Genomic DNA, 25,455 nt, shown 5'->3' on the forward strand with positions numbered 1-25,455 from the left:
CAAGGGATTTTATTATCAAACTGGCAGGTTTTTACTTTTTTCTTCTTTTGCCAGAGATTATATGGGTAGCTTTTAATTTTAATGTGGGTATAGCCCTAGGAATAATTCTTTTTGGTTTAAATACAGCCTTGCTATTTCATAGTCTCCTATATTGGATTAATTCAAAAGGAAGTAAAGAATACCTTCAATGGGTCTTTGGTTTGTTCTGTCTATTTTTCATTCTCATTATGTTCAAACTCCTTTGGTTACTTTTAATTTTGAGCCTTGCCATTGCTCTGAGGATCCTTCATCAAAATTATTACCCGAAAAATTAATTTTACATCCATAGAAGAAAGTTCAGTTTAATGTCTTGTCAGAGGAGTATCTTTTCTGCACAGTTCTTTTGAAGAAAGGCATTTTTTTAGGAAGGTAATTTCTAATTAGAAGCTCCTTAAAAAAAATAATAGATGAGTAGGAGTAAACTTGAAGGTGCTTTAACAGCACTTTCAAAAGTTTTTTTGGTGTGTTTCAATACATAAATTTCCGATGAATTAATTAGTTGAGGCTGTGTTATTCTTTTCCTAAAGATCTAAATGGTTTATTCAATCAATATTTCTTTTTTATTTTGAAAGCATATTTCAAATGAATCCCATCAAGGAATATAGAGGGTAAGATTTGAAACTGTTTTTCTTGACATGAGATTACTTCATAACCTAATGATCAGGAGCGGCATTATTCTCCTTTTTGTAGGTTATTGAATTTTACCTCTTAGAATTGATTTATATATAGAATTGATAAATAGACCTTTAAAGTTTTTGATGCGATTTTTTGTAAAAAATATTGATGTTATCTCTCTTTTTTTTTAGCCTATTAAGGTAATCTCACCATTTTTACTTGTTAATTTGATTTGGTTAATGATCGGATTATCAGTGGGTTTGAGTATTTAATTCGGAGTTTTTTACTTTGTTGTTTTTAGGGTTTTTTATCATTTAAAATATATTCCAGCTCAATGAGAGTCCTTTTTCTGTTGATTTGCTAAATTGTATTTTTATTTAATATTTGTTTTATAAATATTGATTAAGCCAGAATAAAATATTACATTAGATAATATCTTTAGATTAATATTAGTTTTTTAAATTAATAAATTTTCAAAATAGAATGATGAATCTCATTTTTTTTATTTATTGAAACCTAAATGATAATTTACAATTTAAGAAAATTGGAATGATTCGGTTTGCCAAACGGTATTACCGTTTTTTTGATTTATTGAGTAATTTTTTTTCAAACTAAAACCAAGATTTAATGAAAAAATTATTTACCTTTTTAATTTTAAGTTTGGTTGCATTTCCCTTCCTGGTAAATGCCCAGACAGTTTCAGGTGTAGTAGAAAGTAATGATGGGCCTGTTATTGGTGCTAACCTGATTGTAGGTCCAGGAGTGGGCACAACAACTGACATTGATGGAAAGTATAGTTTGACCTTATCGGAGGGCGACTATACCCTTACCGTTAGTTATTTAGGATACGTGTCCCAAACTTTTGACCTTTCTCTTAAGGCTGGGGAGTCAAAAACTTTAAATGTTTCTTTGGTGGAGGATAACATGACTTTACAAGATGTAGTGGTTGTGGGTTCAAGGCACGCAGGAAGATCTTCCACGGATACCCCACTTCCTGTAGATGTATTGTCTGCTAAAGAATTGGGTACTACTGGGCAGGCTACCTTTGATAAAGCGTTGCAGTACCGGGTCCCTTCTTTTAACACGGTTCAAACACCGGTTAATGATGCTACCTCTCTTTTGGACCCCTATGAAATTAGAAATATGGGACCTAGCCGTACCTTAGTCTTGATTAATGGGAAACGTAAAAATTCAAGTTCCTTATTATATACTCAAACCTCACCAGGTCGTGGTGAAAGCGGAGCAGACATTTCTGCCATACCTACTGATGCTATTGAGCGAGTGGAAATCTTGAGAGATGGTGCTTCTGCCCAATATGGTTCCGATGCCATTGCAGGAGTAATGAATATAATTCTTAAGGAGGATGCTGAGCAGGGTTCAGTTAATTTGAGAACAGGGATTACATCTAAAGGAGATGGTGAAATGCTTGGATTGAGCTTAAATAATGGAAGTAAACTCACGGAGAATGGTTTTATTAATTACACTGTTGATTTGTCAAAAGTAAATCTGGCAAATCGTCCGGGAACGGTGGATGCAGAAGGTGAAGCCTCAGATTTTGGTGCTGACCTAGCTGAGGTTGAACGATTTTTAGCAAAAATGCCAGATGCAGGAAATGTTAATGGTTCTCCTGAAACAACCGCCGCAAAATTCCTGGTGAATGGAGGGGTAGATTTGAATGAAAACGCCGAATTGTATTTTAATGCCGCCTATGTTTATAAAATGGTGAACAGTTTTGCTAATTATCGGACTCCTTATTGGAGAACAACAGATTATGGGTTATTAACTCCTGCGGGGGAAGAATATATGGGTTATTTGCCTACTTTTGAAGGAGAATTAAATGATTATAACGCCACTGTGGGTTTCAAATCTAAGAAAAATGGTTGGAATACTGATGTTAGCTTCACTACAGGTGGAAACCAACAGGCATACACTGTTCAAAATACAGTGAATCATGGAATAGAGCAGTCTGGAGGAAACAGTCCAATTATTTTTCGTCCGGGAGGAAGTGGTTTTTCACATAACGTAGGAAATATTGATATCTCCCGTTTATTATCGGATAAAGTAAGTCTTGCTTTTGGTTCGGAATTTAGGACGGAAACTTATCAAATCTTTGAGGGGGATTCCTCATCCTACAAATTAGGAGGAGCGGATTCCTTTGGAGGAAATAGTCCTGACAATTCCTTTAAGGTTAATCGATACAATTTTGGGGGTTATGTTGATTTTGCTTTCGATTTTACAAAGGATTTTATGGTTAATGCCACTGCTCGCTATGAGAATTATAGCGATTTTGGAGATGCTTTTGTTTGGAAATTAAGCTCAAGGTATAAGTTTTTGGAAGACAGGTTGACTTTAAGGGCCTCTCTTTCAACTGGTTTTAGAGCGCCATCTTTACATCAGATCTATACTCAAAAAGCGCAATATAGTTTTGTGCCAGGCCAAGGAATTCAAGTGCAGGGTTTGGTTAATAATGTATCGCCTCAGGCCAAACTATTGGGGGTTCCTAAATTAGATGCTGAAAAATCGACAAACTTTACCATAGGACTGGGAGCTCAACCAACAAATGATTTTAGTTTTACTTTGGATTATTATAATATCAGAGTGAATGATCGAATTATTTATAGCAATAATATTGGACCAACAGAGGCAGGTAATACGACACTTGATCAAATCTTAAGAGACAATGGTATCGTTTCATTGAGCTTTTTTGCCAATGCTGTGGATACCAGGACATCAGGGATAGACTTTGTAGCCAATTATAAGAATGTGGCATTGGGGCAAGGAAAATTAGCCTTTAATCTATCTGGAAACTATACGCTTGAAAACAAAAGAATTGGAGCGATTAGAAATCCAAAATTGGTGGAAGATGCCGAACAATCGGTGTTAAATGCCGAGCAAGAGGCTTTAATGTTTACCTCCCGTCCTGAATTCAAAGCCATCCTAGGAATAGACTATCAACTTAATAAATTCAATTTTGCATTGAACAATACTTTGTTTGGCCCTACTAAATTCAGAAATAGTGGATTGGATCAAAATTTACAAGTAGAGTTCCTAACCAAGGTAGTAACAGATTTATCGATAAACTATCAGGCAACAGAAAAGCTATCAATTAATTTTAATGTAAACAATATTTTGAATGTGTTGCCAGAATGGAAATTTGTGGCTTTAAATGCTGAAGGGCAAAGTATATTGAATAATCCTGAACAAGAGAAAATTCAGTCGAACCTAATTACCTTTAATCAGAGATATTCTCAAATGACTTACGATGGTTATCATTTTAGTCAGTTAGGAACAATGTTTAATTTGGGCGTAAATATGCGTTTTTAAACATTTGGATCTTTTGATAGAATTGGTAGATTTAAAGCCAATATCTAATCTTATTTTAACTGGGATGCCTGAAAAGGTGTCCCAGTTTTTATTTGTAGTGCCATTTGAATCCGGCAAGAGATTTAGTTTTCCTAGGGAAAGGTTAGAAAATAGTATTTAATTTAACATTAAATTTTTACCAACCCATTTTAAAATAGCAAGGAAGAAGCTAAAGGGTGATCATTAGGTTTCTTCTTTTAAAAAAACTCTTTTTACCTTTTAAGGATAAAGTTCAAATCTATTTCGCCATCTGATAAGCCTCTTTAAGCCATGCAATTAGTTCTGCATCCACCTCTTCAAATGATGTTAATTTAACCCGATGGGTACACATAGCACCAAATGGTCCCGAATTTTCAAGCCGATCAGTAGTTGGTTTCCCTCTTAATTTTAAGCCTAGATCTATTCGGTTTTTTGTAGCTGGCTTGATTAAAGCAAATTGCTTCTTACGAATGAAGCTTACACTATCTTTTTTTGGTGTTTTAGTGATATCCTTTCCGAAGGTATCAATTTGGGTAATTAACTTCTCATAAATAGGTTTTAAATGTTCTTTCCCCTTGTATTGATTAACCAACAATTCTTTTTCATCTTGGGAGGCTGCATCAGATTTAATAGCTTTTAAAGCCACAAAATTTGCATATCCATGCGTAAATCCATGTTCTGATTTCAAAAAATCAATAATGGCTTTATGTTTTTCAATTTTGGATTGGTGTACCACTTTAATCCAATGTTCAAGTGTCTTTCCTGTTTTTTCTAGTAATCCTTTTTCCATGCGTTTTCTTTTTACCAGGCACCTAAAATAGCACCCATTGTGGTTAGTGATAAGACACAATATCCAGCATTAATAAGGTAGGCCTTTAGGGTTTGCATCTCAAATAAATATAAGATTCCTAGAAAGGTGGCTACCCAACCCAGACCAGTAAAAAATCCTGCGATAAGCCCAAAGGTGAAATCTGCTTCCAAACCAATGAACATTTCTAAGTTGGTGGCAGCAAAGAAGGCTAGGAGTAAAGATAGGCCAAAGGTTTTGGGGATACTTCTATTTCTTAAATTTTCCTCTGAAAAGCCAAAAGCTCGCATCCAAGCCCTTCCGAATAGGGGGCCATACCAAATTCCACCCACTAAAAAAGATGATAAAGTGGCGATCCCTATTGAGAACCAATTGATGTTTTCGAATGCAGTTGCTAAATCCATAATCGTTTTGTTTTTTTCGAATACAAGTTTAGCTAATCCATCCATTGGGGTATAGTAAAAAATTAACCTTCCCGGTCTAGTGGGAAAAAATTCTTTTCTTCTTGGTGATATTCCTGTTTTATAAATTCTTGGGGGTTGAATCCTGAAAAATGCTTAAATTCTTTAATAAAATGGGATTGATCCGTATAACCACATTGATAGGCGACCTGGGACCAGACGATTTTTTCTTTTTGTTGTATTTGCTGCAAGATCTCATTGAATCGTAAAATACGTTGATAGTACTTGGGTGTTAAACCTATGTACCTCTTAAATTGGTCAATTAAATGTTTTTGGGTATTGGGGTAGTTTTCAATGACTTGAGGGTAATTAGTTGCCGGTTCTCTTTGGAGGTTTTTAAGGACGTTTAGTAAATCTGTAGGCGGTGTTTTTTTAGCAGCAAAACGATTCATTAGCCAATTCTCTGCTAGTCTAAATTTACCCTTCGAGGTTCCTTGAATCAACAGTTTCTCCCTTAGGTCTAAAAGTTCTTCTCCAAATACTTCTTTAGCCGGAAGGATTCTTTCATTTAACGATTCAATGGGAAAATAAAAAAATGGATAGGCACCAAAAGGTTTGAACTGGATGACAAACATTTCTGATTTTTGATGTGCAGAAATGGAAATATAATTTCTGTGCATGCCCGATACCCAAACTTTGGTGAAAGTGTTATTGGGTTTTAATGTTTCATTATCAAAAGTGTTTCTGGGAATATTGTCTAATTCAAAAATGATAAAAATGTGACCCGTTGGCACCACTCGTTCTATGGAATGTTCGGGCATAAAATCCTTAAAATGAAATATTGATTCAATGTAGGAACTAAGGGGAAGGTTTAAAGTATGAGTTTCAAAAATCATTTACTAGTTTTTTGATAAAACAATGAATTTTAAAAATCTATATTAATGATTTTTTTTCAATATTGACCCTTTCCCTCATTTTTGAATTCTAAGTTATCGTTTTCTCATGTTTATTATATCTTCTTAATTGTCCTGTAGAAGGCCTGGTTAATTCGACCAGGCCATTTTCCCTTCTTGAGGGAATATTTAGTTGTTCAACTTACCACCTACTGAAAACCTCTTTGTGAGGTGACGAATTGGTTTAAAGCTATCGTCTGCAAGAGGGCAAATGTCATGACAATAAAGGCTACCATTCCGATAAGCGCTAAACCAAGGGAAGAGGTTTCAAAGGGATTGAGAATAAGTAGAACAGCACTTCCTAATACCCAGGTCCAGTCTTCGTAAATGATAATTCTTATAGAATTTGGCTTAATTTCCTTATTGAAAGCATGGTAAAGTAGGTTGCCTGCGAATAAAAATAGACCAATTCCGATCAACAAAAGGATTTGAGGGTTTGAAATGGTCAATAGTGCGCCTACCTGGTGTTTAAATAGGACAAGAACTAGTCCACTCAAAAGACTGAAAATCGCGTTGATTTTTAATAGATTGCGAAGGTTTTTATCTGAAGTTTTCATGATTCTTTTTTTTCTGGGATTGACATTTCTACTTTTTCTTTGAGTGCACTATTCATGGCTTTAAAGCCTTTCAAGGTGCCTCTTCCTATTATCTTCAATAGGATATTTGCCAATATGCCACTAAAATTTTCTCCATGTATAAGTCTGGTTTGATTGGGACCGATGGGAATGAGTTGGAAATAATGTTCTCCATCAAAGAGCCCTTTTATAAATAAATGCCCCAACCAACGGAATTCCTTGTTCTCTTCCATTATTAGGATTTTGGGCTTAAATTCTATAGAACATTTACTATCTGTTTGAAGAGTTATTTCAATATTTTCTCCAACTTCAAGGGAACCGGAAATTTTCTTGATAAAGGGGTTCCAAAGAGGGTAGTCTTCTTGCTTTAGCAGCATCTGCCAAATCTGGTTGGGCGTGGCGTTAATGACAATATCTGATCTAAGCTTTTTCATAGCGTATTTGTTTTATGACAAATCTCTGAAATTTTACCACTGGAGGATTGGCAATAGTTGCCAATTAATTGACACTTCATGCCAAAGTAAACCAGGGAATTTTTATTTTTGTCTATGCACTTTAATGGTAGATTTGTATTTAACTTGGCTCATTTCGCTGCCAAACAGGGTGGGAACCTGGAGAAATTAATCCAATTAAGTGGTAAATCAGCTGATGAGCTTTGTGACGAGGAATGCAAACTTGGGTCAGAAGCGTATAATGCTGGTTTAGAAGCTGCTGTGGAGGAGTCAGGAGATGAGTTATTTGGGCTGCATGCTGGGGAAAACCTTAACCTACAGGCTGCAGGGTTAATTGTGCAAATTGCACATAGTAGTAATACCGTTAAACAAGCGCTGGAATATTGCTGCGAATTTGCCAATTTGGGTTGTAGCGCTCTCCCGACCCTGTTAGTTGAAGAAAAAGATTATTTTAAACTCACACTACACCCGGATCCTCTTTGGTTGCAACAATCTGAGATAAGTGTGCAACACACGATTTATGGATATTTAGCTTTCACCATAAGGGAATTTCAATCCTTGACTCACAACAAGCATTGGCCCATTGAAATTTGGTTAGGCAGTCAACCACCAAAAAATTTAAATGAACTTCAACTGTTGTTAGGGTGTCCTTTACGTTTTAATCAGAAGGAAATAGCTCTTTTATTTGATAAGCAACATGTGGAGGAGAAGGTAATCACCAGCGATTATGCTTTGTTGCAAGTATTGGTATCTCATGCCCAGGAGAAACTGAAAAAGCTTCATGTTTCAAATGATTTTTATGAAACAGTAAAAAGATCTGTGATTAACTTAGTGACGCCCGACTTTCCTACCGTCGAGCAAGTTGCTGCACATCTGAATATGAGTGTTCGCACCTTCCAGAGAAAATTAAAACATGAAGGGCATTCTTATAAGGTTTTAATTGATGAGTTGAAAAAGGATTTTTCATTGAGTTACCTCAAAAAGCCAGAATTGAGTATTAGTGATATTGCCTATCTGTTAAATTATGCTGACGCCAGTGCTTTTGTCCGCTCTTTCAAACGATGGACAGGAATGACACCTAAAACTTATCGGCTATCTTTGTGAAGGTTTGGAATGAAAGCAAAAAGGGTTCTTTGAGTTTTAATTAAAAACTACAACTTTAAGAATACTATTACTCAGATACTACTGGTTTTAGCCTATGGAGAATAGGCTTACCCCTTGCAAAGGGAATTTATCTATTTCTCTCCCTCTTAGATAACCTTTAGCCTAATTTTCTTTCTTTTTAGTTTACTATTATCAATTAATTGGATCAATGGCTTTATTTGTGAGGCCTCTACAGCAGCAAAAGCACAATCTTGTTTAATTTCAATAGTTCCTAAATGCTCCCTTTTTAATTTCCCTTGTTTGAAGAATAGACCTGCAATGTCTCCTTTGGAAATTTTATCCTTTCTTCCTCCGGAAATTAATAGTGTTTCCCATTTTGAATTTTTGGGAGGGAGGGTCTTTTGTAATTTTTCTATTTCCGTTTCCTGAATAAAATCTGGTAAGGTTTCTTTTTCCCAATGAATTATATAAGCTGTTCCATCTTTATCCACTCGGGCAGTTCTACCATTTCTATGGGTAAATTCCTGACCCCTTAGGGGAAGGTGGTAATGGATAATGAAGTTAAGCTCCGGGATGTCAATTCCTCTGGCAGCTAGGTCTGTTGCAAGTAGCAGTTGATGAGTTCCATTTCGAAATTTGATAAGAGCTCTTTCTCTATCCTTTTGTTCCATTCCACCAAAGAAACAAGCGTGTTTTATATTTTTATCACTAAGAAAGGCACTGACCTCCTGAATGGATTCCTTAAAATTACAAAATACAATCCCCGATTTATCTCCCAAATGGTAAAGAGCATCTGCCAAGGTTTTTCGTTTATCTTTTGTAGGAGAGGTTATTGTTTTGATTTTTAGTTGGTTATTCCCTTCCATCAAATAATTAAGGTAGGTAGGGTTTCTTAACCCCATAAAGTATGGCATTTCTAATTTATGGGTTGCTGAAGTCAATATTTTTTTTCGAATTGCAGGCACCGTAGAGATGATCTCCTCCATTTCTGATTCAAAGCCAACTTCCAAAGATTTGTCAAACTCATCCAGCACTAATGTGCTAATTTTCTCGGTTGAAAAAGTTTTTCTCCTTAGGTGGTCAGCAATTCTTCCTGGTGTACCAATAAGAATTGCTGGTGGTGTGAATAGGTCTATTTTATCTTTTGCAATTGCTCTTCCCCCATAAATTGCATTGGCTTTATATCCAGCTCCCATTTCTCTTGTTACCTGCTCAATTTGGATGGCCAGTTCTCTGGAGGGTACTAAAATCAGGGCTTGAACTACCTGAAGGGTAGCATCTAATTCTGAAATTAGGGGTAAAAGGAATGCCAATGTTTTTCCTGTACCGGTAGGAGAAAGCAAAACGACCTCTGAAGAAGAGTGAATAACCCTTTTAGCTTCTTTTTGCATGGGGTTAAGCGCTTCAATGCCTAATTTATTTAGGATATCTCTTTGATTTTTGATGGTGCTTGACATTTGGCAAAGATAAGGCTAATTCAAAAAGAGTTTAAACGTCAAGAGTTTATTTTATTGTAGCCAAAAGTTCTTCCCTTTGAAAAAGTAATTGCGATTTCTCCTGTAATAAATCTGGGATAATTGGAAATTTCCTGTAACTATTTGAAATTGAAAGGAATATTCTAAGTAAAAGGAATAGGGAAAGGAGTTTTCAAATCGGAGGGACTTGACAAGTTTTTAAGGGTTAAAGAATGTTTGAGAAAATAGAAGGATCAATTTTTCCTGATTTAGTAAGAAGCTAGGTTTTTGCTTACGTTGAAAAGGTAAATGAAGTTAATTGATTGTTCTTTTTAATGTTTAACAACGGGCTTTTTTACGTTTTAAACCCAGTCTACCTTTGTCCATAACTTTTTTAATGTAATCCGCAGCAAAAGGCACTTTGCAAGCTGTATCTCCCATATCTACCTTCACCTTTCCAATTTTTTGGCCTATTTCCAATGCCTTAGAAGTAAGTGCCTCAATATAACATCCTACTGAAATTACAAAGCCATTCATGGTGTAACGTACTCTGTTTTCAGATTGGTGAATATTTTTTTCAATTCTGTCCAATAGGGCGGAATAAACGTCAATATGCAGATTTTTATCCTCTTTTAAGGAGGCATGGCAGGCAAGTGTGCACCAACCAGCTGAGGCAACCCTCTCTTTGTGGGAATCTATCCATTCAAGGCCTAATTCGTAACCGAAATTACTTTCAGACGCTATCCAGGGTACGGTGTATTCACTTATCATATACCAATTAGCTTCATTTACCCATCGATTAAGGTCATTTTTGGAGATCTTCTTTTCATCTGCTATTAACCCAGCCAGGTACATGGCATCGGAATTTCCTGTTGCAAATAAGGCTAAAGATAGCTCATGGTCCTTTTTGACTCTTTTTTGGATTTTTTTGAGGTCCTGAACTTTCACTCCATAAAGGGGCTCTTTCGCACCGTGTTTAATGAATATTCTTTTAGTTGATTCATTTCCATAGCCTTCTAGTTCTTTTAAAATTTCTTCTGTAGTCATAAACTGATAGGTTTGGTTCATTGAGGCAGTTTTTTATTAGTTTATTTAATAAAAGAAAAGTTGTTTTACAGATATTATTATTTTTCATCATGCGGTTTAATTTCAATCCGCCGATATGTAGAATTTCAAGTGATAAATAAAAATAATTATCACTTGTGAAATTTTTAAGGGTTTATAAAGATATTATAGAATGCTCCAAAAAATGATCTATAGCTTTCCAATACTCTTCTTCGCCTTCTTGGTTCGGCCACAATGCCCTGGAGCCATGATGCCCATTTCCATTGGGTGTAAAATGGACTTGATGCTTATTGAGGGTCATTTTACTGATTAATTCTTTTATACCAGGCGCTTCGTATTTTGATGAGGTAATGAACATAGGCTTTTTAAGGTTTGGTAACTGATTGATCAAATCTCCCTTATACTCTGATAGGTAGTTTCCTGGACTAAAAGAAATTACCGCATCAACTTTTTCATTTTCCATAGCAATGTATAATGCAAGAGTTGAGGAGTAGGAGCTTCCCCAAAGAATTACCGGCCTTTTGTATTTATTAAAAGCAAAATTAATGGCGGCGATAATGTCTTGTTCTGCATCTATGAATTCGGTTGATTTATTTGCTTTCAGGGCTCTTTGGGTAGTTTCGTTAGGTTTACTCGCGATAGGCCCTCCTGATCTTTGATCAATGGCAATGCAATTAAAACCTTTTTGGTTTAACTTTTGAGCAATTCCTTCATATTCAAATTTATTAAACCTTGCCTGATGACATAGTAAAATTACAGGGGAGTGCATATCTATTTCATATACCTTGGCGGTAACTTCCAAACTGTCCAAAGAGGGGAAGGTAACCGTATGTGTTTGGTCCCTAGTGGTTTCGGTTTCATTGGTAAGGCTTGCTTCTTTGGTTTCTTTAACCTCATTACAGCCGTAAAGGGTAATAGCAAATAAGAATAAAGAGAGTTTTAGTGTTTTCATGGTTGAGTTCTGGTTTTAAATTAACTTAAATTTTAAGAAATAGAGTCCTTTCAGCCACTCTTCCGACTTCTTTTTCTTTTATACTAAGGATGAACTCCCGATCTAGGGGAGCTCATCTTTTTTTCCTGTTAAGACTTTAACCTTTTAGGAAATGATATCTACAAAAGCATTATAGATATCTTTTATCTATGGTTTCTATATTTATCCAGATCCTAAAGTATTTATAACTCATCAATTTCTTCCTTAGGCTCCCATTCAAAATCCCAAATTGGCTCTAGATTTAACAAATGCTTGACAAAGTAATTCCACCTTCTTTTAATAAAATATTTTCTATGATCTCCACTATATCCATGCCGTTGGCTAGGTAGGATAAGCATATCAAATTCTTTGTCGGCCTTGATTAATGCCTCTGCTAGTTTAAAGGTAGCAGAAGGGTTCACATTTTCATCAATGCCTCCGTGAGTGATCAGTAATTTACCTTTAAGGTTTCCTGCTATAGTGATATTGGACTGTAGGTGATAGGCGGAATCCACTGGCCAGCCCATATACATCTCAGGCCACCAAGCTTTTTCCATACGATGGTCATGATCGGCTGAACTAGCTACTGCTACTTTATAAAAATCCGGGTAGGCTAAAACCGCATGTCCTGCATCATAACCTCCTGCCGAATGACCGAATATCCCAACTTTTGTGGTATCTATCCAGCTGTATTGACTCCCTAGCTGACGAATGGCTTCTATATGGTCATCTAAAGTTCCGCCAAGGTTTTTGTAGGAATAATTGTGAAATTCCTTCGAACGACCTGAAGACCCTCTTCCGTCAATTCTTAAAACGACAAATCCCAGTTCTGCAAGGGACTGATTGCTATTTATAATCGCATCTCTAAAACTCTTTGGAAACACTTGGGTATGCGGCCCGGTGTAACTGTGATCTATTATGGGATATTTTTTGTTTGGGTCAAAATTGGTGGGTTTCCAAAATGCCCCATAAATGTCGGTTTTTCCATCACCAGCTTTTACCGTGAAAACTTGTGGAGGTGTCCAACCAACCAGCCTTGAAACATCTGCATTTCCCAATTCTGCTAGTATTTTTCCGTTTCTAGTATCTCTTAATTGTGTAATAGTTTCCCTATTTGCAGAAGAAGAATTCGCTACAAAGTATTTTCTATCCGGCGAGATACTAATTTGATGATGAAGGTCTTCTTTCGTCAATAATTTTAAGCCCCTACCGTTATATGAAATACTGTATAAATGTTGATGGTAGGGGTTTCTACCCTGTTCTTTCCCTGAAGCAGTAAAAAATATGCGTTTATTTTTTTTGTCAATCTTCTTAATATCATTGATGTAATAGGCTCCCTTGGTGATACTTCTTACTTCCTTTGTTTTTAGGTTTAAGCTATAGAGCTGTTTCCATCCACTTTTTTCGGATAAAAAAAATAGAAGACTGTTTTCATTTGCCAAGGCGAAATTTAAAAAGTCGATGTTAGTATTACTGGATTCCTCATATAGTTTTTGAAGCTTTCCCGTGTTCAAGTCAAAACTATATAGAAAAAGGTTTTTATACCCACGACTATGTCTTAACAGAAAGACCTTTCCAGGTGTGCTGGACCACACCATTTCAACACTATTTATGTGGGTTCCGACAGGTAGGTTGGGTTTGATTTCCTTTCCAGTATCTATATTGAAAAAAACTGGTTCTTGATAAACCATGGTAGTATCACCAGGAGACCCACGGTAGTAGGAGAGAAGTCTTGGTCTATAGAGTGTATCCTGGCTCCAATCGAGTAAATACATTTTTTGTGCTGTCCTAAAGTCACATATGTTAGCATAAATCCACTTCCCATCTTCAGACCAATCTGCATAAAAACGTTCTGGACGTTTTCCATTTTCTCCCTCCATAATGTCTGCCCATCCGTACCAGCTGGCATATTCATATCCTTTTTCTCCTAAAGTGCTAAGTTGCTTGATTTCATGGGTTTCTTTGTTTTTAATGTAAAGGTTGTAATCTTTTGTATAAGCAACCCATTTTTTATCAGGAGAAAGGCTTTCAAATTCATTTTGTTCTTCTTCTGATTTGGGGAGATCTAAAGAATAATCGGTAAGACTTAAAATATAATTTTTGTTCTCTACACTTATTTCCAATTTATTTGAGTTCTTATAACGTAACCGTTCAATTGGTAAAGCATTTGCTTTAATTTCTTTTCCGAGAGAATCGCTAAGGACTTTTGCTAATTTTTGTTGATCAAATAATGGCGACTTTTTAAAGTCTGGAAAACTAATCTTTAAATATTGTTTGTTATTGGGAGCTTGATGTACATACCAAAGGCCTGTACTATCAGATAACCAATTGGGACGGATGTCTAAATTGAATGTTTTTTTATTGTTCAAATTATCCCACCTATAGCTCACAGCACGTTCGTAATTCTCTATGGAAATACTGTTTTGTCCATAGCCCAATAAGGGAAATAGAATCGAAAGTAAAAGAGGAAAAATATTTAACTTCATGGTAATGCTTGAAAAATGGTAAATATATTTGTTGTTTGATCTAAATCAGTTAAAGGTAGCTTTTTTAAAAATAAAGGTAAGGTTTAAGGGGATATTTTTCATTTTGGATGTTCTTTTAGGAAAATCTGTAAATAAATAGGATAATTTATGCAAAAGGGGGAGGGGTAACAACTTTTTGCTTTTTAAGTTAAAAGCAAGCTTTAAATAGGATTTTTATAAGAGAAATTCCTTTTATTCAGTTTATTACAGGAGGATAAAAAAAGACATATAGGGTGGCTGAAGACCTTTGATATCAATTTTTCCTTGAAGAAAGTTTTTCATTTATTAAAGTGCTAATTTCCTTTGCTTTATCTATAATCATAAAATGTCCTCCTTGGGGAATGAGTTGAGTTTTTGTTTTATTCTTTACAGGGATGACTTTGTCTGAAGTCCCATGTATTTTTAAGGTATTGGAAAAGTATTCCTTCTTATCCCATTGAAGAATTTGAATTAGGGCCCATTTTACAAAATCAAGATCAGTGTCGTCCAAGATTTGACCTAGTAATTGTTTGTTTTCAGTTCCAAAAAGCCAATACATTAGGGGTTTAGGAAGTTTGAGAAAATTCGAGGGAATCCAATTTAATATTTTAATAGGGTTTAAAAATTTAGAAAAGGAAGGTAAGTCTGTTGATCTTTCTGCAGAAGAGATTAAAATACAGCATTCTGGGTTTAGAAATTTAGTCATCTCTGTTGCCAGCATTCCACCAAAACTTACTCCCAACAAATAATAAGGTTTGGATTGGTCAATTTGTTCGGAAAGACGATGGGCATATGCTGCCAGAGACTCATTTGATTTGGGCGTAATCCATTGAATTGGAATGATTTCATACTTTAAGTCAAGGTATTGAAATACCCTTTCATCTGCTCCCAAACCACTGATGGCATAGATTTTCATGCATTTATTCTTTTTTCCAATAATAAGACGGAAAACTTAAAAACTAATTAAACTTTCCGTTTTTATTACTTAAACCAACCATTTCAAAATGGAGCTCCCATTTTAAAATGGTTGGTATATGGTCTGTTAGAAATTCCAGAAGTGTTATTCTTGTCTTAAAGATTTAACTGGGTTCCTATTTGCCGTTATGAGCGCATTTGAAATAATGGAGATAAGGGAAATTGCCAGCACTCCGATTCCCGTGATGATATAGATTTCCCAAGAAAAAGGTGCGCGATAGGCAAAGTTCTGTAGCCAATCCTTCATGTAAAAGTATCCTAGTAACCAACCCACTATGTTAGCTAAAATAATTAATTGCATGTAATCTTTGGAGAGAAGGATTACTATTCCATTTAAATTAGCACCTAGGACCTTTCTGATACCAATCTCTTTCGTCCTGCCTTTTATTATAAATGCAGTAGTTCCGAAAAGTCCAAGACAGGCAATTACGATCGATACAATTGAAAATGTAGAAATTATCTTTAAGACAGTTACTTCCTTGTTATAGTGTTTTTGAAGTTCATCTTCCATTAATTCATAGCGGAATGGGCGATCGGGAGAGAATTTATCCCAAATGGTTTTTATGCTGCTCAAAGCTTCACTCATATGATCAGGGGTAACCCTAATTTCCATCCAGTTTAATGGAGAAGTCTTCTTGGAGCTTAAAGAAAATATGAGAGGTTTTACTTCTTTATGAAGTGACTCAAAATTAAAATCATTTACAACTCCTATTATTTTGGCGTCCTTGCGTGACCATCTTGAACCAGAAAAGGTGGCACCAGAAATTGATTTTCCTGTTGGTTGCTGTAAATCAAAAAGCTTGACAGCGGATTCATTAATAATATAGGCCTCTCTTTCATCTGAAAGAATGTCATGTTGAAAATCACGACCACTAAGGATTTTAGCATCCATAGTTTTAAAAAAATCATGTGAAACAATTATTGTTGGGCAATCCACCCATTCTTCCTTTCCCTCTATTTTATAACCCCTCCAACTTCCAATCCGGTTGGTAACTTTATTGCTAGAGGCAGAAACATTATTGATTAGTGAATTTTCAAGTAATTCTTCTTTCATGGATTCATATTCTCCTTTTTCTAATGTTTGAAAGGGCACCATAACAATTTGTTTGGGATTAACACCTATATCCTTGTTCATTAAAAAACGAAGCTGATTTAATATGGTAAGGGTACATACGATTAAGGTGACCGAAATGGCAAATTGGGTGGTTACTAGCATGTTTTTAAGGGTGAATTTACCGTTTCCTACGTTTAAAGTTTTTTTTGTTACTGTTTTTGAAACCGGGATTTTGAATAAAAAGACTGCAGGAAAGCTTCCCGTTATGATACTAATAAATAGGGAAATTATCAGTAGCCCACCAATTAAAGGTAGGTTCTGAAGTAAATTAAAATCAATTGATTTTAAAGTCAATTGATTGAAATATGGAATAAACAAATTGACCACAAAGATGGAAACAATGGCACTGAAAAATACCAGTATGAAGGATTCCACCTGAAATTGACCTATTATAATTGCCTTTGAGGCGCCATAAACCTTTTTAATACCCGTTTCTGTTCCCCTTTTGAAAGCATCAACTATAGATAGGTTTACGTAGTTTATACAAGCCAATAATAGCATAATAAATGCAGAAGCACAGAAAATATAAATTAATTTAATACTTCCGTTGTTCCTGATCTCATCAGCGATATTAGAATGCAGGTGTATGGATTTTAGAGATTGCAAAAAATATTTTGGAGGACTTTTACCGGGCCAAACATCTGCAATAAGGTTATTAAGACCTTCTTCAAATGATGTTTTGTTTAAATTCTTATGGGATTGCACATAGGTATACATTCCATATCCGGAAATATTTGTAGATACCCATTTGGGATACCAAGACATAACTCCATGCATGGGTAAATAGATATCGGCCTTGTAATGGGTGTTTTCAGGCAATGTTCTTACAATCCCTGCGATATAGAATTTTTTATCCCTTATTTCTATTTCTCTTCCCATAGGATTGGTGTCTCCAAAATATTTTTGGGCAATTTTCTCTGTAATTACTGCCGCCTCTGGTTGATTCAGTACATTTTGGTCGCCTTGAATAAAGGCATGCACAAAGATTTGAAAAAATGAAGAATCTACCACTACTAACCCCGGTTCCCAAAAATGTTGTTTTTCTTGGCGGATATGACTACCTGAAAATGAAAAATCAATCCGACACACGGTTTTGATACTTGCAAAATTAGAGGCTATATTTTCCTTTATAAGGTAACTGGTCATTGCGGAAGCCGTAGGTTGGTTCCCACCAGTGCTGTATTGTCCCGAAATTCTATAGATGTTATCAGCGTTTTGAAGATGTTTATCATACCCCAATTCATCCCATACGAAAAGGGAGATTAACAGGCATGAAGCAAGGCCTATAGATAATACGATGATCTTAATTAAGGAATAAATTTTGTTCTTCCAGGTATTTCTCCAAGCAAATTTTAAGTGGTTAAGTATCATGATTTAGTTAGGTTTGGATGTGTTTTATTTTAATAATAAATGCGTTTTTCTCGGTCATAGGCATTATAAAGCCTTTTTTAAAATAAAAAAAGCATTTCAACTAAATTTTTAGTTGAAATGCTTTTTGGTAAGGTCTTTCCTGGTTGGTTTATCATCTAGTGCCTTGGGAGGCTGGGTTTCCCATACTATAGAAAAAATAGGAGAGGCCAAAAAGAATCCTTTTTGAGGAGGTGTCAACGAAATCCTCATGACTAGATAAGACTTAATAATTTAGATCAATAGGAGGAATTTAGAGCCCGGTTAGGAGAATAATTGGCTTTAGGAAGTGCAATTTTAGGAAAATCTTTCTTCTTGTTTTAAATCCCTGAACTTAATAGAAATAACCTGAAACAATTGGTGCCCCCTAGGTAATGTCTTTATTTATTGATGTTGGAAGGTTCAGGGGAGAATAGGGGGTAAAATGGTTTCCCATGAGCGTTTGGGTATGGTATCTTTACAAATAGTAAAGTATAACATAATCCTAAAGATATGGTGGTAATATTCGTTTGGGCTATTGAAATTTCAGTTCTACATTTTCATGGAGGTTTATAACGATTTTGCTGAAAGGTAAGGAGATTTAGGTACCTGTTCACTAAAATAACCAATGATCTGATGAACACTTGAACTTAATAGGGTGCTTTGTTCGGTTTCCACCATTTTTATGGATTCGTTTTTGGTGCTCAGGAGGAAAGGACCTAAGGAGATGATATTGTTTGCTATATCTTGTTCTGATATTGTTTTTAAATCTTTTTTCTCAAAATCACCCTCAACCGTTACTTTAGTGCCTATTAACATGGATTTTTTCAAGAGAGGAAATATTCCTTTATTATTTTTTAGTTTCCCATTGGAATAATAATGTTTCTCAAGGCCTTCCACTGTCCAATTTTGTAAATTTAGTATTTCGAAATTGATCCAAGGCCTTATAAAATCAACACAGATTACCTTTAGAATTATCTTTTTTATGACTGTTTCTGTTTGAATATCAATTTTTTTGGATTTTTTATCGGGTCCCGTGACGGTCAATGAAAGTTCTTCATTTCCCTCAATTGTGGTGAAGTCGTTGTTTTCATAATCTCCGTTATGAAGGTCAATTTCAATTTCAATAAGATTTTCCTCATTTTCAATAATTTCGTACCAATTGGATGGTTTGGCATAGACCGGATACCAATCGTCAGGTATTCCTCCCATACCCGACATTTTAGAGGTGGTCATTTTTTCATGAGCTTCCGTCAATAGATGTTGTGTATAGGCTACAGTGGAATTGCCAAAGCGGACAATGTTTCCCCAAACTTGATCTATGAGGTAAGGGCTGTCCATATAGTAGGTTTGGAGTTGAGGTATAGGACCAGCCAATAGGGTAAAGCGATAAGAAGCTTGATAATCTCCTGTTGGGTTATCCGGACCATGTGCGTTGCTGTATTCATTTACATCTATGGCAAAAGGTTTTGCATTGAGCTGTAAAATTGTGGTGGAGGAAGAGGTTTTATTAAAGGAACTACCCATTTGTGTTTCCTTTGTATTCGCATTTAAGATAGAAAGGGTATTTAATTCTTCCCCATTATTAGGATATTTTTTTGACAAGGCGGTAGCAAAAAGAGTAGATAGTTTTCTCATGATTTAAGAAATTTTTTTCGAGATTAGGAGGCTTTAAGGATGCAACCAGAATGTTGGTTTGCATCCTTGAAAGCAAACCAAGCCAAATAAAGGAAGATCTGCATTTACCATTTATAGGAAATGTTTTGGGACTGGCCAAAGGACGGTTTAGGCCATTGAATTTGATTTACCTAATTGAACAGCAGTGCTTTGACTTTCACTCATTTGTGGAGAATAGGGGATTAGTCGGCTGACCCAAGCTATAATTTGAATGCCCGGCACCCGTATTTCTCCATTCTGATAGTCTGAGTTAAACTTGTCCTCTGTTTTTCCATAACCATAACTTCCTCCTATAGAAAAGGGTCCGAAACCTACAGAAGTAGTTGTATGAACAGAATTTTTTATATGTTCTTCATCTTCGTGGCTAAAATTAGCTTTAATGGAAATATCTTTTGCTACTATAAAAGCCACCGGATACATGGGTAATAATTTACCTCTGTTTTTGTCATCTATCTCTCCAATGGATATTTCTCCTTTTTCCACAAGGTTTGTGTACCAACTTCCAAGTCTAAAAAGTGATTCTGTAAACCAGGGTCGCATAATGTTAACCTTTGCAATTTTTGCAGATATTTTAACGCTATCTTTGTCAGTTTCACTTTTAGAATGTTTGAATTCGCCTTGTGTACTGTTTTTTACCCTCCATAAACCGGTTTTTAATTCAGTATCTACCTTGAAGCTATGTTCGGTGGATTGGGATCTTAATTTTGTATTACCCCCGTCAATTTTTAATTCGGTAAAACTTAAATTGTCTTCCTCAGCCCAGTTACTGGGTGATGGATAGCTAAAGAGCCATTTATCCGTATTACCTATTGAGGAACTGAATTTTTTGTCGTCTTGGATGGCCTCTTGTGCTGTGACAATCGCCTGTCGTATTCCATCATTGATTGTGGTATTTAAAATATTTAATGCCTGTTCCACATATTTTGCATTTCCCACAGATAACTTTCTTAATGCAGCTTTTATATTATTTTCGAGTAGGGGAGCTTTTGCCTGCCAGTTGCGGTCGGCCTTTGCTCTTATTTCCGGGTCGGTTGATTCCAAATCTTCCAAATACAAATTATAAGATACCCTATAGGCTAAAATGGTCGAAATATAATCCCCCATATTGGTTTCATAGTTCACATAGTCCTGGCTGTCGGTTCGCGATTGAATAGTCTCTCCAGTAAAAGGGTTTGTTTCTTCTTTTAAGGGGTGAAGGTAGTCATAGGCTTTGTCATACATTTCCTTTGCTCCCTGATCAGGTTTGGTGTTAGCATTGGCGCTATTGACAATATTGGCATAGGCTTCAGAAAGTTTTTGGTTTGAATTTTCCCATTCCAGTGCTAAAGGTGATACTAGATCTACCATACGAGAAAATTCTTCTGACACCCTTAAATCTCCCAAGGGATTGGATGGGGTTTTAGGATTGATAAATGAATTAACATTTAAAGCCCCATTTTTTGAGAAGTGAATAAAAGTTTCCTCTTCCTTAAATGGATTCTTACTGTCTGCAGGTTGATAGGTGATGGCGTTAAAAAGCCTGTCGTAGATGGCCTGCAATAATTGTTTTTCTTGTTCATGTGTCATGATTACATAAGTTTTAGGTGAAACAGAGATTGTTTTTTACTTGTTGATAACTGTGTATTATAATCCCTTTTAAGGGGTGATCTTTTGAATTCATTGCTTACTGAAGCTAGGTGCCTGGGTTGTTGATTTATGGATACCTGTATGTGAGCTTTAATAGCAGGTAAATTTCATCCCACTTTTTAGTAGTGAGATTTAACCGAGTTCCTAATACAAAAGACGTTATAAAGGAAGAAAGGAAGAAAATCATTGAGCCAATGACCGATAAATTGAGTATATGGTTGATTTCGACTTGTAATTGGTAAAAAGTTTAAATCTTTTAAAAGGATTATCCAGATGATGTATTTATCAAAGATTCTATAAACAGAACCTTTGTCAGTGACATGGGGGCGTTTGTCCTTTGTGAAGAAAAAATCATTCAGGAAATTAATGTTTGATTTCCATTATTAAGCATGCATGCCTTTCAAAAGTGTTTTGTTTAGGCCTGATTTTAATGAAAATCAATTGATGACTTGCTTCCTTTGAATTATGTAAAATGGGAAAGTTGAGGTTTTTCTCCTGTTCCAAGATTTGTAGATAATTCGGAGAAGGGAAGATTAATGGTCCTTCCCTTTTTGTTTTTTAAATAGACAGTGAGTGGCTTTCAATGAAAAAAAATATTATATTATTTATAGTAAAATTTGAAATAAACCTTAAGCCCACCACCATGAATTTACCAGAAGAATTTGTCCCTTTTTTAAAATTAGAAAGACGCTCTGAAGATGATGGGTATGAATTAGGCATTGTTGCTTATACCGGAGAAATGCCATGCGAAATGACTGATGACACTGAACCCGAATTCCTAATAGAATATAGGAAAGAACGGAAAGGACAATTGGGAAAATTATGGCTCATTGTGACAATTTGCCCAGAGATTCAGGAGCCCATGCCGGGTACCAACAACTGGTTTTATGCTAAAATTCACATTGATCAGGATCTCGTAGATGATTTAGATAGACCACACTTAAACGAACGAATATTTTTTGCCGATAAACTTGAGGTCATTCTGAAGGTAGGTGGCAAAACTGAGAACAAGTCTACGATCGTTTATGAGGTACCCGATGACTGTGATAAAATTGTTTCCTCAGTTTTAATGCCAGATTCAGCATCCAATGATGTTGTTCAATAGAAAAAGTTGATGAAGTTCAGATGGGAGCATATACTCAAACCGCCCTTCCTCCTTGGTTGTATACATTTGTTACCCTTTATATTTATTTCTAAAGTAACCCTTCATGCCGGTCTATTAAGTGATAATTCCGGTGATATTCTTAGTGAATGGGAAAATGAAATAATTGAGAACACTGGGGGATTATCCTCTGTTAAAACAACTGGTTGGCTGAAACATACTGATTCTCTATCGGAAGCAAATAGTAAGGCAAGGAATAAAGCAAACCTTTTAATTGAGGAAGGGAGAGAACAGCTAAAAGCGCGAGATATCAATGAAGCCCAGGTACTTTTTTAAAAAGCACTTCAACTGAGTGAGCATTATTCATTAAAAAAAGAAACCGCCTGGGTTTATCATTATCTTGGGAAATTAAAGGTTAGAGAAGGGGCTTTAGATTCGGCTTTAAATTACTTTTTTAAGAGTGCCAGGGCATTTGATTCCCTTCAATTGTTTTTGGCTTCAGGGAAGAATTATCTCCAAATTGGCAACGTGTATTGGCATTTAAAGCATCCTAAAACAATTGATTACTATAAAAAAAGCATAGATGTCGCCAAAGATATCAACAAAAAACCTCTGTTGGCTGCCGGATACCAGGGTTTGGGGAATTTCTTTGCTTATAGGGAAAATTACGACAGTGCCTATTATTTCTATCAAAGGGCCATTAATATTTATGAGGAAGAAGGGAGATTAGAGAGAATTGTTGGCCTTAAAATTAACCTTGGAAACCTTGCCTTGGAAGAGGGTAGGGAAAAGAAAGGTCGGCCTTTATATAAAGAAAGAAAGGCTTTGTATCAAACTGCTAAAAGTTTGTATCAGGAGGCCTTGCGGCTAAACATCAGTCTGGAAAATAAAGAAAGGGAAGCCAATCTTTACAATAATATTGCCAATGTTTATTCCAACCAAAAGCAATACGATTCCTCTAATTTTTATTTTCTAAAAGCTTATAAACTGGCCAGTGAAATTGATTTTTCCTCACTTTATCCTAACGTTTTGGAGGGGCTTTTTCTTAATTATCAGGAAATGGGGAAAACAAAGAAAGCTATTGCCTATTATCTGAAGCTGGATAGTGTTCAGAATCGGTTAAATAATAAAGATCTTAACAGGAGGGTTGCAGAAATGGAAGCCAAGTACCAATCTGAAAAGAAAAACAAGGAAATTGCCTTACAAAAGGCTAGGATAAAAGATAGAGTGCACGAGAGAAATATGATGTTGTTGACAGCTGTCCTTATGAGTGTTCTTTTGGTTGTTTCCTTATGGGCGTATAGGGGGAAAAGAAAGGCTAACCAACAACTTTTAAGGCAAAAATTACTTATTGAAAAAAGAGAAAAGGAGAAAGGCTGGTTATTAAGGGAATTACATCATAGGGTAAAAAATAATCTTCAGTTGGTTTCGAGCATCTTGAACTTGCAGGCCTATCAGTTGAAAGATCAGACAGCTGCAATGGCCATTCAGGAAAGTCAAAGTAGGGTACAGGCCATGGCTCTTATTCATAGGGATTTATATCTAAAGGATGATACCTCGAGGGTTAATTTACAAGATTATGTAGTCAAGATGCTAAATGGTTTAATGCTTGCTCATGGATACTACAAAGATCAAGTTCAATTAGATTTATCCCTTCCTCCCTTAAAGGTAGAAGCAGACATAGCAATTCCATTTGGTCTCATTTTGAATGAATTATTGTCCAATGTGTTTAAACATGCCTTTCCAGGAAATAAAAGGCCCTCCCTTCAGATCCGTATTGAAAGGGATACAGGGCATGAGCTTCTTCTTCAGATAAAAGATAACGGTCCAGGTATAGCCCCTGGGAAGACTAATTCCCTTTCTTTTGGAAGAGAGATGATGGAAACCCTGGCCAAACAACTGGGAGCAACCTTAAGCAGTACGAATAACCGTGGATGTGAGACCACTCTTAGCATTCCAAAGAAATTACCTTCAGAATCCGAACCTATTAGGGAAGAACATGTTTAGTCCACGAATATTGATTGTAGAAGATGAATTATTAATCGGAAAGGATATAGCCATAAGGTTAGAAAAAATGGGTTATGAAGTATTTCCGGTGGCCCCGGATGCCTCTGAAGCTTTAAAAAGACTGAAGACTGGGGAGGTAGATATTTGTTTACTGGACATAAATCTAGGACAAGGTATGGATGGTATAAGCCTGGCTCATCAAATCAATCAATGTTATCGGTTACCTTTTATATTTGTTAGCTCCCATTCAGATCAGATTACCGTAGAACGAGCCAAAGATTCCCGCCCATCGGCGTATATTTTGAAACCCTTTGATGACAAAGAACTTCAGATTGCCATAGACATTGCTGTTTATAACTTTTCTTCTGGAAATTTTTCTCAGGCCATTAATAAAGCCTCCTATGTTAAGGAATCGGATAGTTTTCCGGTTAGTGCCAGTATTTTTATTCGAAAAAAGGAACGCTTTGACAGAATTCTTTTTGAAGATATTTTGTGGGCAGAAGCCCAAAGTAACTACACTTTGATTCAAACCAAAACTGAAAAATACATTACCTCTAACACCTTAAAACAAATTGCAGAGCAGTTGAAGGCTCCCTTTTTGAGTAGAATACACCGCTCTTATCTTATCAATTTACACTTTGTTGAAGGATTGGAAGGTAACCAGTTATTCATCGGGGAACGAGCCTTTCCTGTCAGTAGGAGCAAACGGGAGGAGGTGTTCAAGAATTTTAAAATTATTTAGATGGGAAATGTTTATTATCGGATAAATCTTTTTCTTTTTTTGAAAAGATAAAGATTATGTTCCTAGGGACTCAAATAGATTAAGCCTTCTGGTATGTTATAAACTTGAGACTAGGTGTGAACGGATTAAGAATTTCCACTTCCTAAGGCAGTTTGCAACTTTTTATCAATATTTTGTGTAACCTTTTATTTTGCTAATACCCGATGGATTGCTTCAGGAATTTGAATAATTGGGGGAAAGTTTCTTAAATGTTTGACAATCCCTTTTATGTATTAGGTGGCCTGGGTTTTAAGGGTGCTTAGGAGTTTTTTTGCATAATCTTATTGCTTTGTGGGCTACTTTTCAAGGGCTTAGGGGAGTTAGAAACATATTAGTCCACCGACAAAAAGTCCTTTTGGGTATTTGGCCGGAAATGTTATAATAACTTCTTCTCTTCCATAATTTTACTAGCATATTGAAGTTTAGGAAATGAAAAAAATTGCTTTATCGGATAAGGGTTTAGACGAGGATCTAAAAAAAGGTGGTCCAACAATTGGAAAAAGAA

General features: G+C 35.8%; 20 protein-coding genes. 7 read left to right on the forward strand and 13 right to left on the reverse strand.

Going from position 1 to position 25,455, the window contains the following annotated elements; genetic code table 11:
- Positions 1-314, forward strand: a 314-nt coding sequence (locus E1171_RS24340; protein ID WP_222931569.1) for a hypothetical protein, incomplete at its 5' end; no start/stop codon positions are given.
- Positions 315-1,281: 967 nt separating this feature from the next.
- Complete coding sequence (locus E1171_RS24680; protein ID WP_155208330.1) at positions 1,282-3,978, forward strand: TonB-dependent receptor; 2,697 nt, start codon at positions 1,282-1,284, stop codon at positions 3,976-3,978.
- A 277-nt stretch (positions 3,979-4,255) separates the two neighbouring features.
- Here E1171_RS24680 and E1171_RS22485 read toward each other — a convergent pair whose 3' ends face one another.
- From E1171_RS22485 to E1171_RS22505, 5 genes are all read right to left on the reverse strand, one after another.
- Complete coding sequence (locus tag E1171_RS22485) at positions 4,256-4,786, reverse strand: DUF5655 domain-containing protein (protein WP_155208331.1); 531 nt, start codon at positions 4,784-4,786, stop codon at positions 4,256-4,258.
- 11 nt (positions 4,787-4,797) lie between these two features.
- The gene (locus E1171_RS22490) at positions 4,798-5,208 is read right to left on the reverse strand and encodes a DUF1761 domain-containing protein (protein ID WP_155208333.1); all 411 of its coding nucleotides are present in this window, start codon (positions 5,206-5,208) and stop codon (positions 4,798-4,800) included.
- A gap of 62 nt (positions 5,209-5,270) precedes the next feature.
- The gene (locus E1171_RS22495; RefSeq protein WP_155208335.1) at positions 5,271-6,101 is read right to left on the reverse strand and encodes a helix-turn-helix domain-containing protein; all 831 of its coding nucleotides are present in this window, start codon (positions 6,099-6,101) and stop codon (positions 5,271-5,273) included.
- A 206-nt stretch (positions 6,102-6,307) separates the two neighbouring features.
- The gene (locus E1171_RS22500) at positions 6,308-6,715 is read right to left on the reverse strand and encodes a hypothetical protein (RefSeq protein ID WP_155208337.1); all 408 of its coding nucleotides are present in this window, start codon (positions 6,713-6,715) and stop codon (positions 6,308-6,310) included.
- A complete protein-coding gene (locus tag E1171_RS22505) occupies positions 6,712-7,167 on the reverse strand; it encodes an SRPBCC domain-containing protein (RefSeq protein ID WP_155208339.1) in 456 nt (151 codons plus the stop codon). Before E1171_RS22505 ends, E1171_RS22500 begins: the two co-directional genes overlap by 4 nt.
- A 144-nt stretch (positions 7,168-7,311) precedes the next feature.
- On the opposite strand from E1171_RS22505, the gene E1171_RS22510 reads away from it, so the two are divergent.
- Positions 7,312-8,289, forward strand: coding sequence for an AraC family transcriptional regulator (locus tag E1171_RS22510; protein WP_187696592.1), 978 nt, complete (start codon positions 7,312-7,314; stop codon positions 8,287-8,289).
- Positions 8,290-8,435: 146 nt separating this feature from the next.
- On the opposite strand, the gene E1171_RS22515 is transcribed toward E1171_RS22510, so the two are convergent.
- The 8 genes from E1171_RS22515 to E1171_RS22550 form a co-directional block, all read right to left on the reverse strand.
- Positions 8,436-9,746 carry a DEAD/DEAH box helicase gene (locus E1171_RS22515; protein ID WP_155208342.1) on the reverse strand — a complete coding sequence of 437 codons (1,311 nt, stop codon included), beginning with the start codon at positions 9,744-9,746 and terminating at the stop codon, positions 8,436-8,438.
- Positions 9,747-10,082: 336 nt separating this feature from the next.
- On the reverse strand, positions 10,083-10,811 hold the full coding sequence (locus tag E1171_RS22520) for a DNA alkylation repair protein (protein WP_246164496.1): 729 nt from the start codon (positions 10,809-10,811) through the stop codon (positions 10,083-10,085).
- A 151-nt stretch (positions 10,812-10,962) separates the two neighbouring features.
- The gene (locus E1171_RS22525) at positions 10,963-11,760 is read right to left on the reverse strand and encodes an alpha/beta hydrolase (protein WP_155208344.1); all 798 of its coding nucleotides are present in this window, start codon (positions 11,758-11,760) and stop codon (positions 10,963-10,965) included.
- A 221-nt stretch (positions 11,761-11,981) separates the two neighbouring features.
- Positions 11,982-14,264 (reverse strand): S9 family peptidase, encoded by a 2,283-nt coding sequence (locus tag E1171_RS22530; RefSeq protein ID WP_155208346.1) that lies wholly within the window; start codon positions 14,262-14,264, stop codon positions 11,982-11,984.
- 292 nt (positions 14,265-14,556) lie between these two features.
- A complete protein-coding gene (locus tag E1171_RS22535; protein WP_155208348.1) occupies positions 14,557-15,198 on the reverse strand; it encodes a thioesterase domain-containing protein in 642 nt (213 codons plus the stop codon).
- Between the two features lie 144 nt (positions 15,199-15,342).
- Positions 15,343-17,742: an ABC transporter permease gene (locus tag E1171_RS22540; protein ID WP_155208349.1), complete on the reverse strand. Its 2,400-nt coding sequence runs from the start codon at positions 17,740-17,742 to the stop codon at positions 15,343-15,345.
- A gap of 585 nt (positions 17,743-18,327) precedes the next feature.
- Positions 18,328-19,395, reverse strand: a complete 1,068-nt coding sequence (locus tag E1171_RS22545) for a hypothetical protein (RefSeq protein WP_155208351.1) — start codon at positions 19,393-19,395, stop codon at positions 18,328-18,330.
- Positions 19,396-19,542: 147 nt separating this feature from the next.
- Positions 19,543-21,000: a hypothetical protein gene (locus E1171_RS22550; protein ID WP_155208353.1), complete on the reverse strand. Its 1,458-nt coding sequence runs from the start codon at positions 20,998-21,000 to the stop codon at positions 19,543-19,545.
- 703 nt (positions 21,001-21,703) lie between these two features.
- Between E1171_RS22550 and E1171_RS22555 the strand changes: the two genes are divergently transcribed.
- From E1171_RS22555 to E1171_RS22570, 4 genes are all read left to right on the forward strand, one after another.
- Entirely contained in the window at positions 21,704-22,165 is a 462-nt protein-coding gene (locus E1171_RS22555; RefSeq protein ID WP_155208354.1) for a hypothetical protein, read from the forward strand.
- Between the two features lie 9 nt (positions 22,166-22,174).
- Entirely contained in the window at positions 22,175-22,498 is a 324-nt protein-coding gene (locus tag E1171_RS22560; RefSeq protein ID WP_187696593.1) for a hypothetical protein, read from the forward strand.
- Between the two features lie 192 nt (positions 22,499-22,690).
- On the forward strand, positions 22,691-24,169 hold the full coding sequence (locus E1171_RS24800) for a histidine kinase dimerization/phosphoacceptor domain -containing protein (protein ID WP_155208358.1): 1,479 nt from the start codon (positions 22,691-22,693) through the stop codon (positions 24,167-24,169).
- The gene (locus tag E1171_RS22570) at positions 24,162-24,911 is read left to right on the forward strand and encodes a LytR/AlgR family response regulator transcription factor (protein ID WP_155208359.1); all 750 of its coding nucleotides are present in this window, start codon (positions 24,162-24,164) and stop codon (positions 24,909-24,911) included. Before E1171_RS24800 ends, E1171_RS22570 begins: the two co-directional genes overlap by 8 nt.
- Positions 24,912-25,455: the final 544 nt, after the last annotated feature.

The organism is Xanthovirga aplysinae (assembly GCF_009711365.1).
Classification (GTDB): Bacteria; Bacteroidota; Bacteroidia; order Cytophagales; family Cyclobacteriaceae; genus Xanthovirga; species Xanthovirga aplysinae.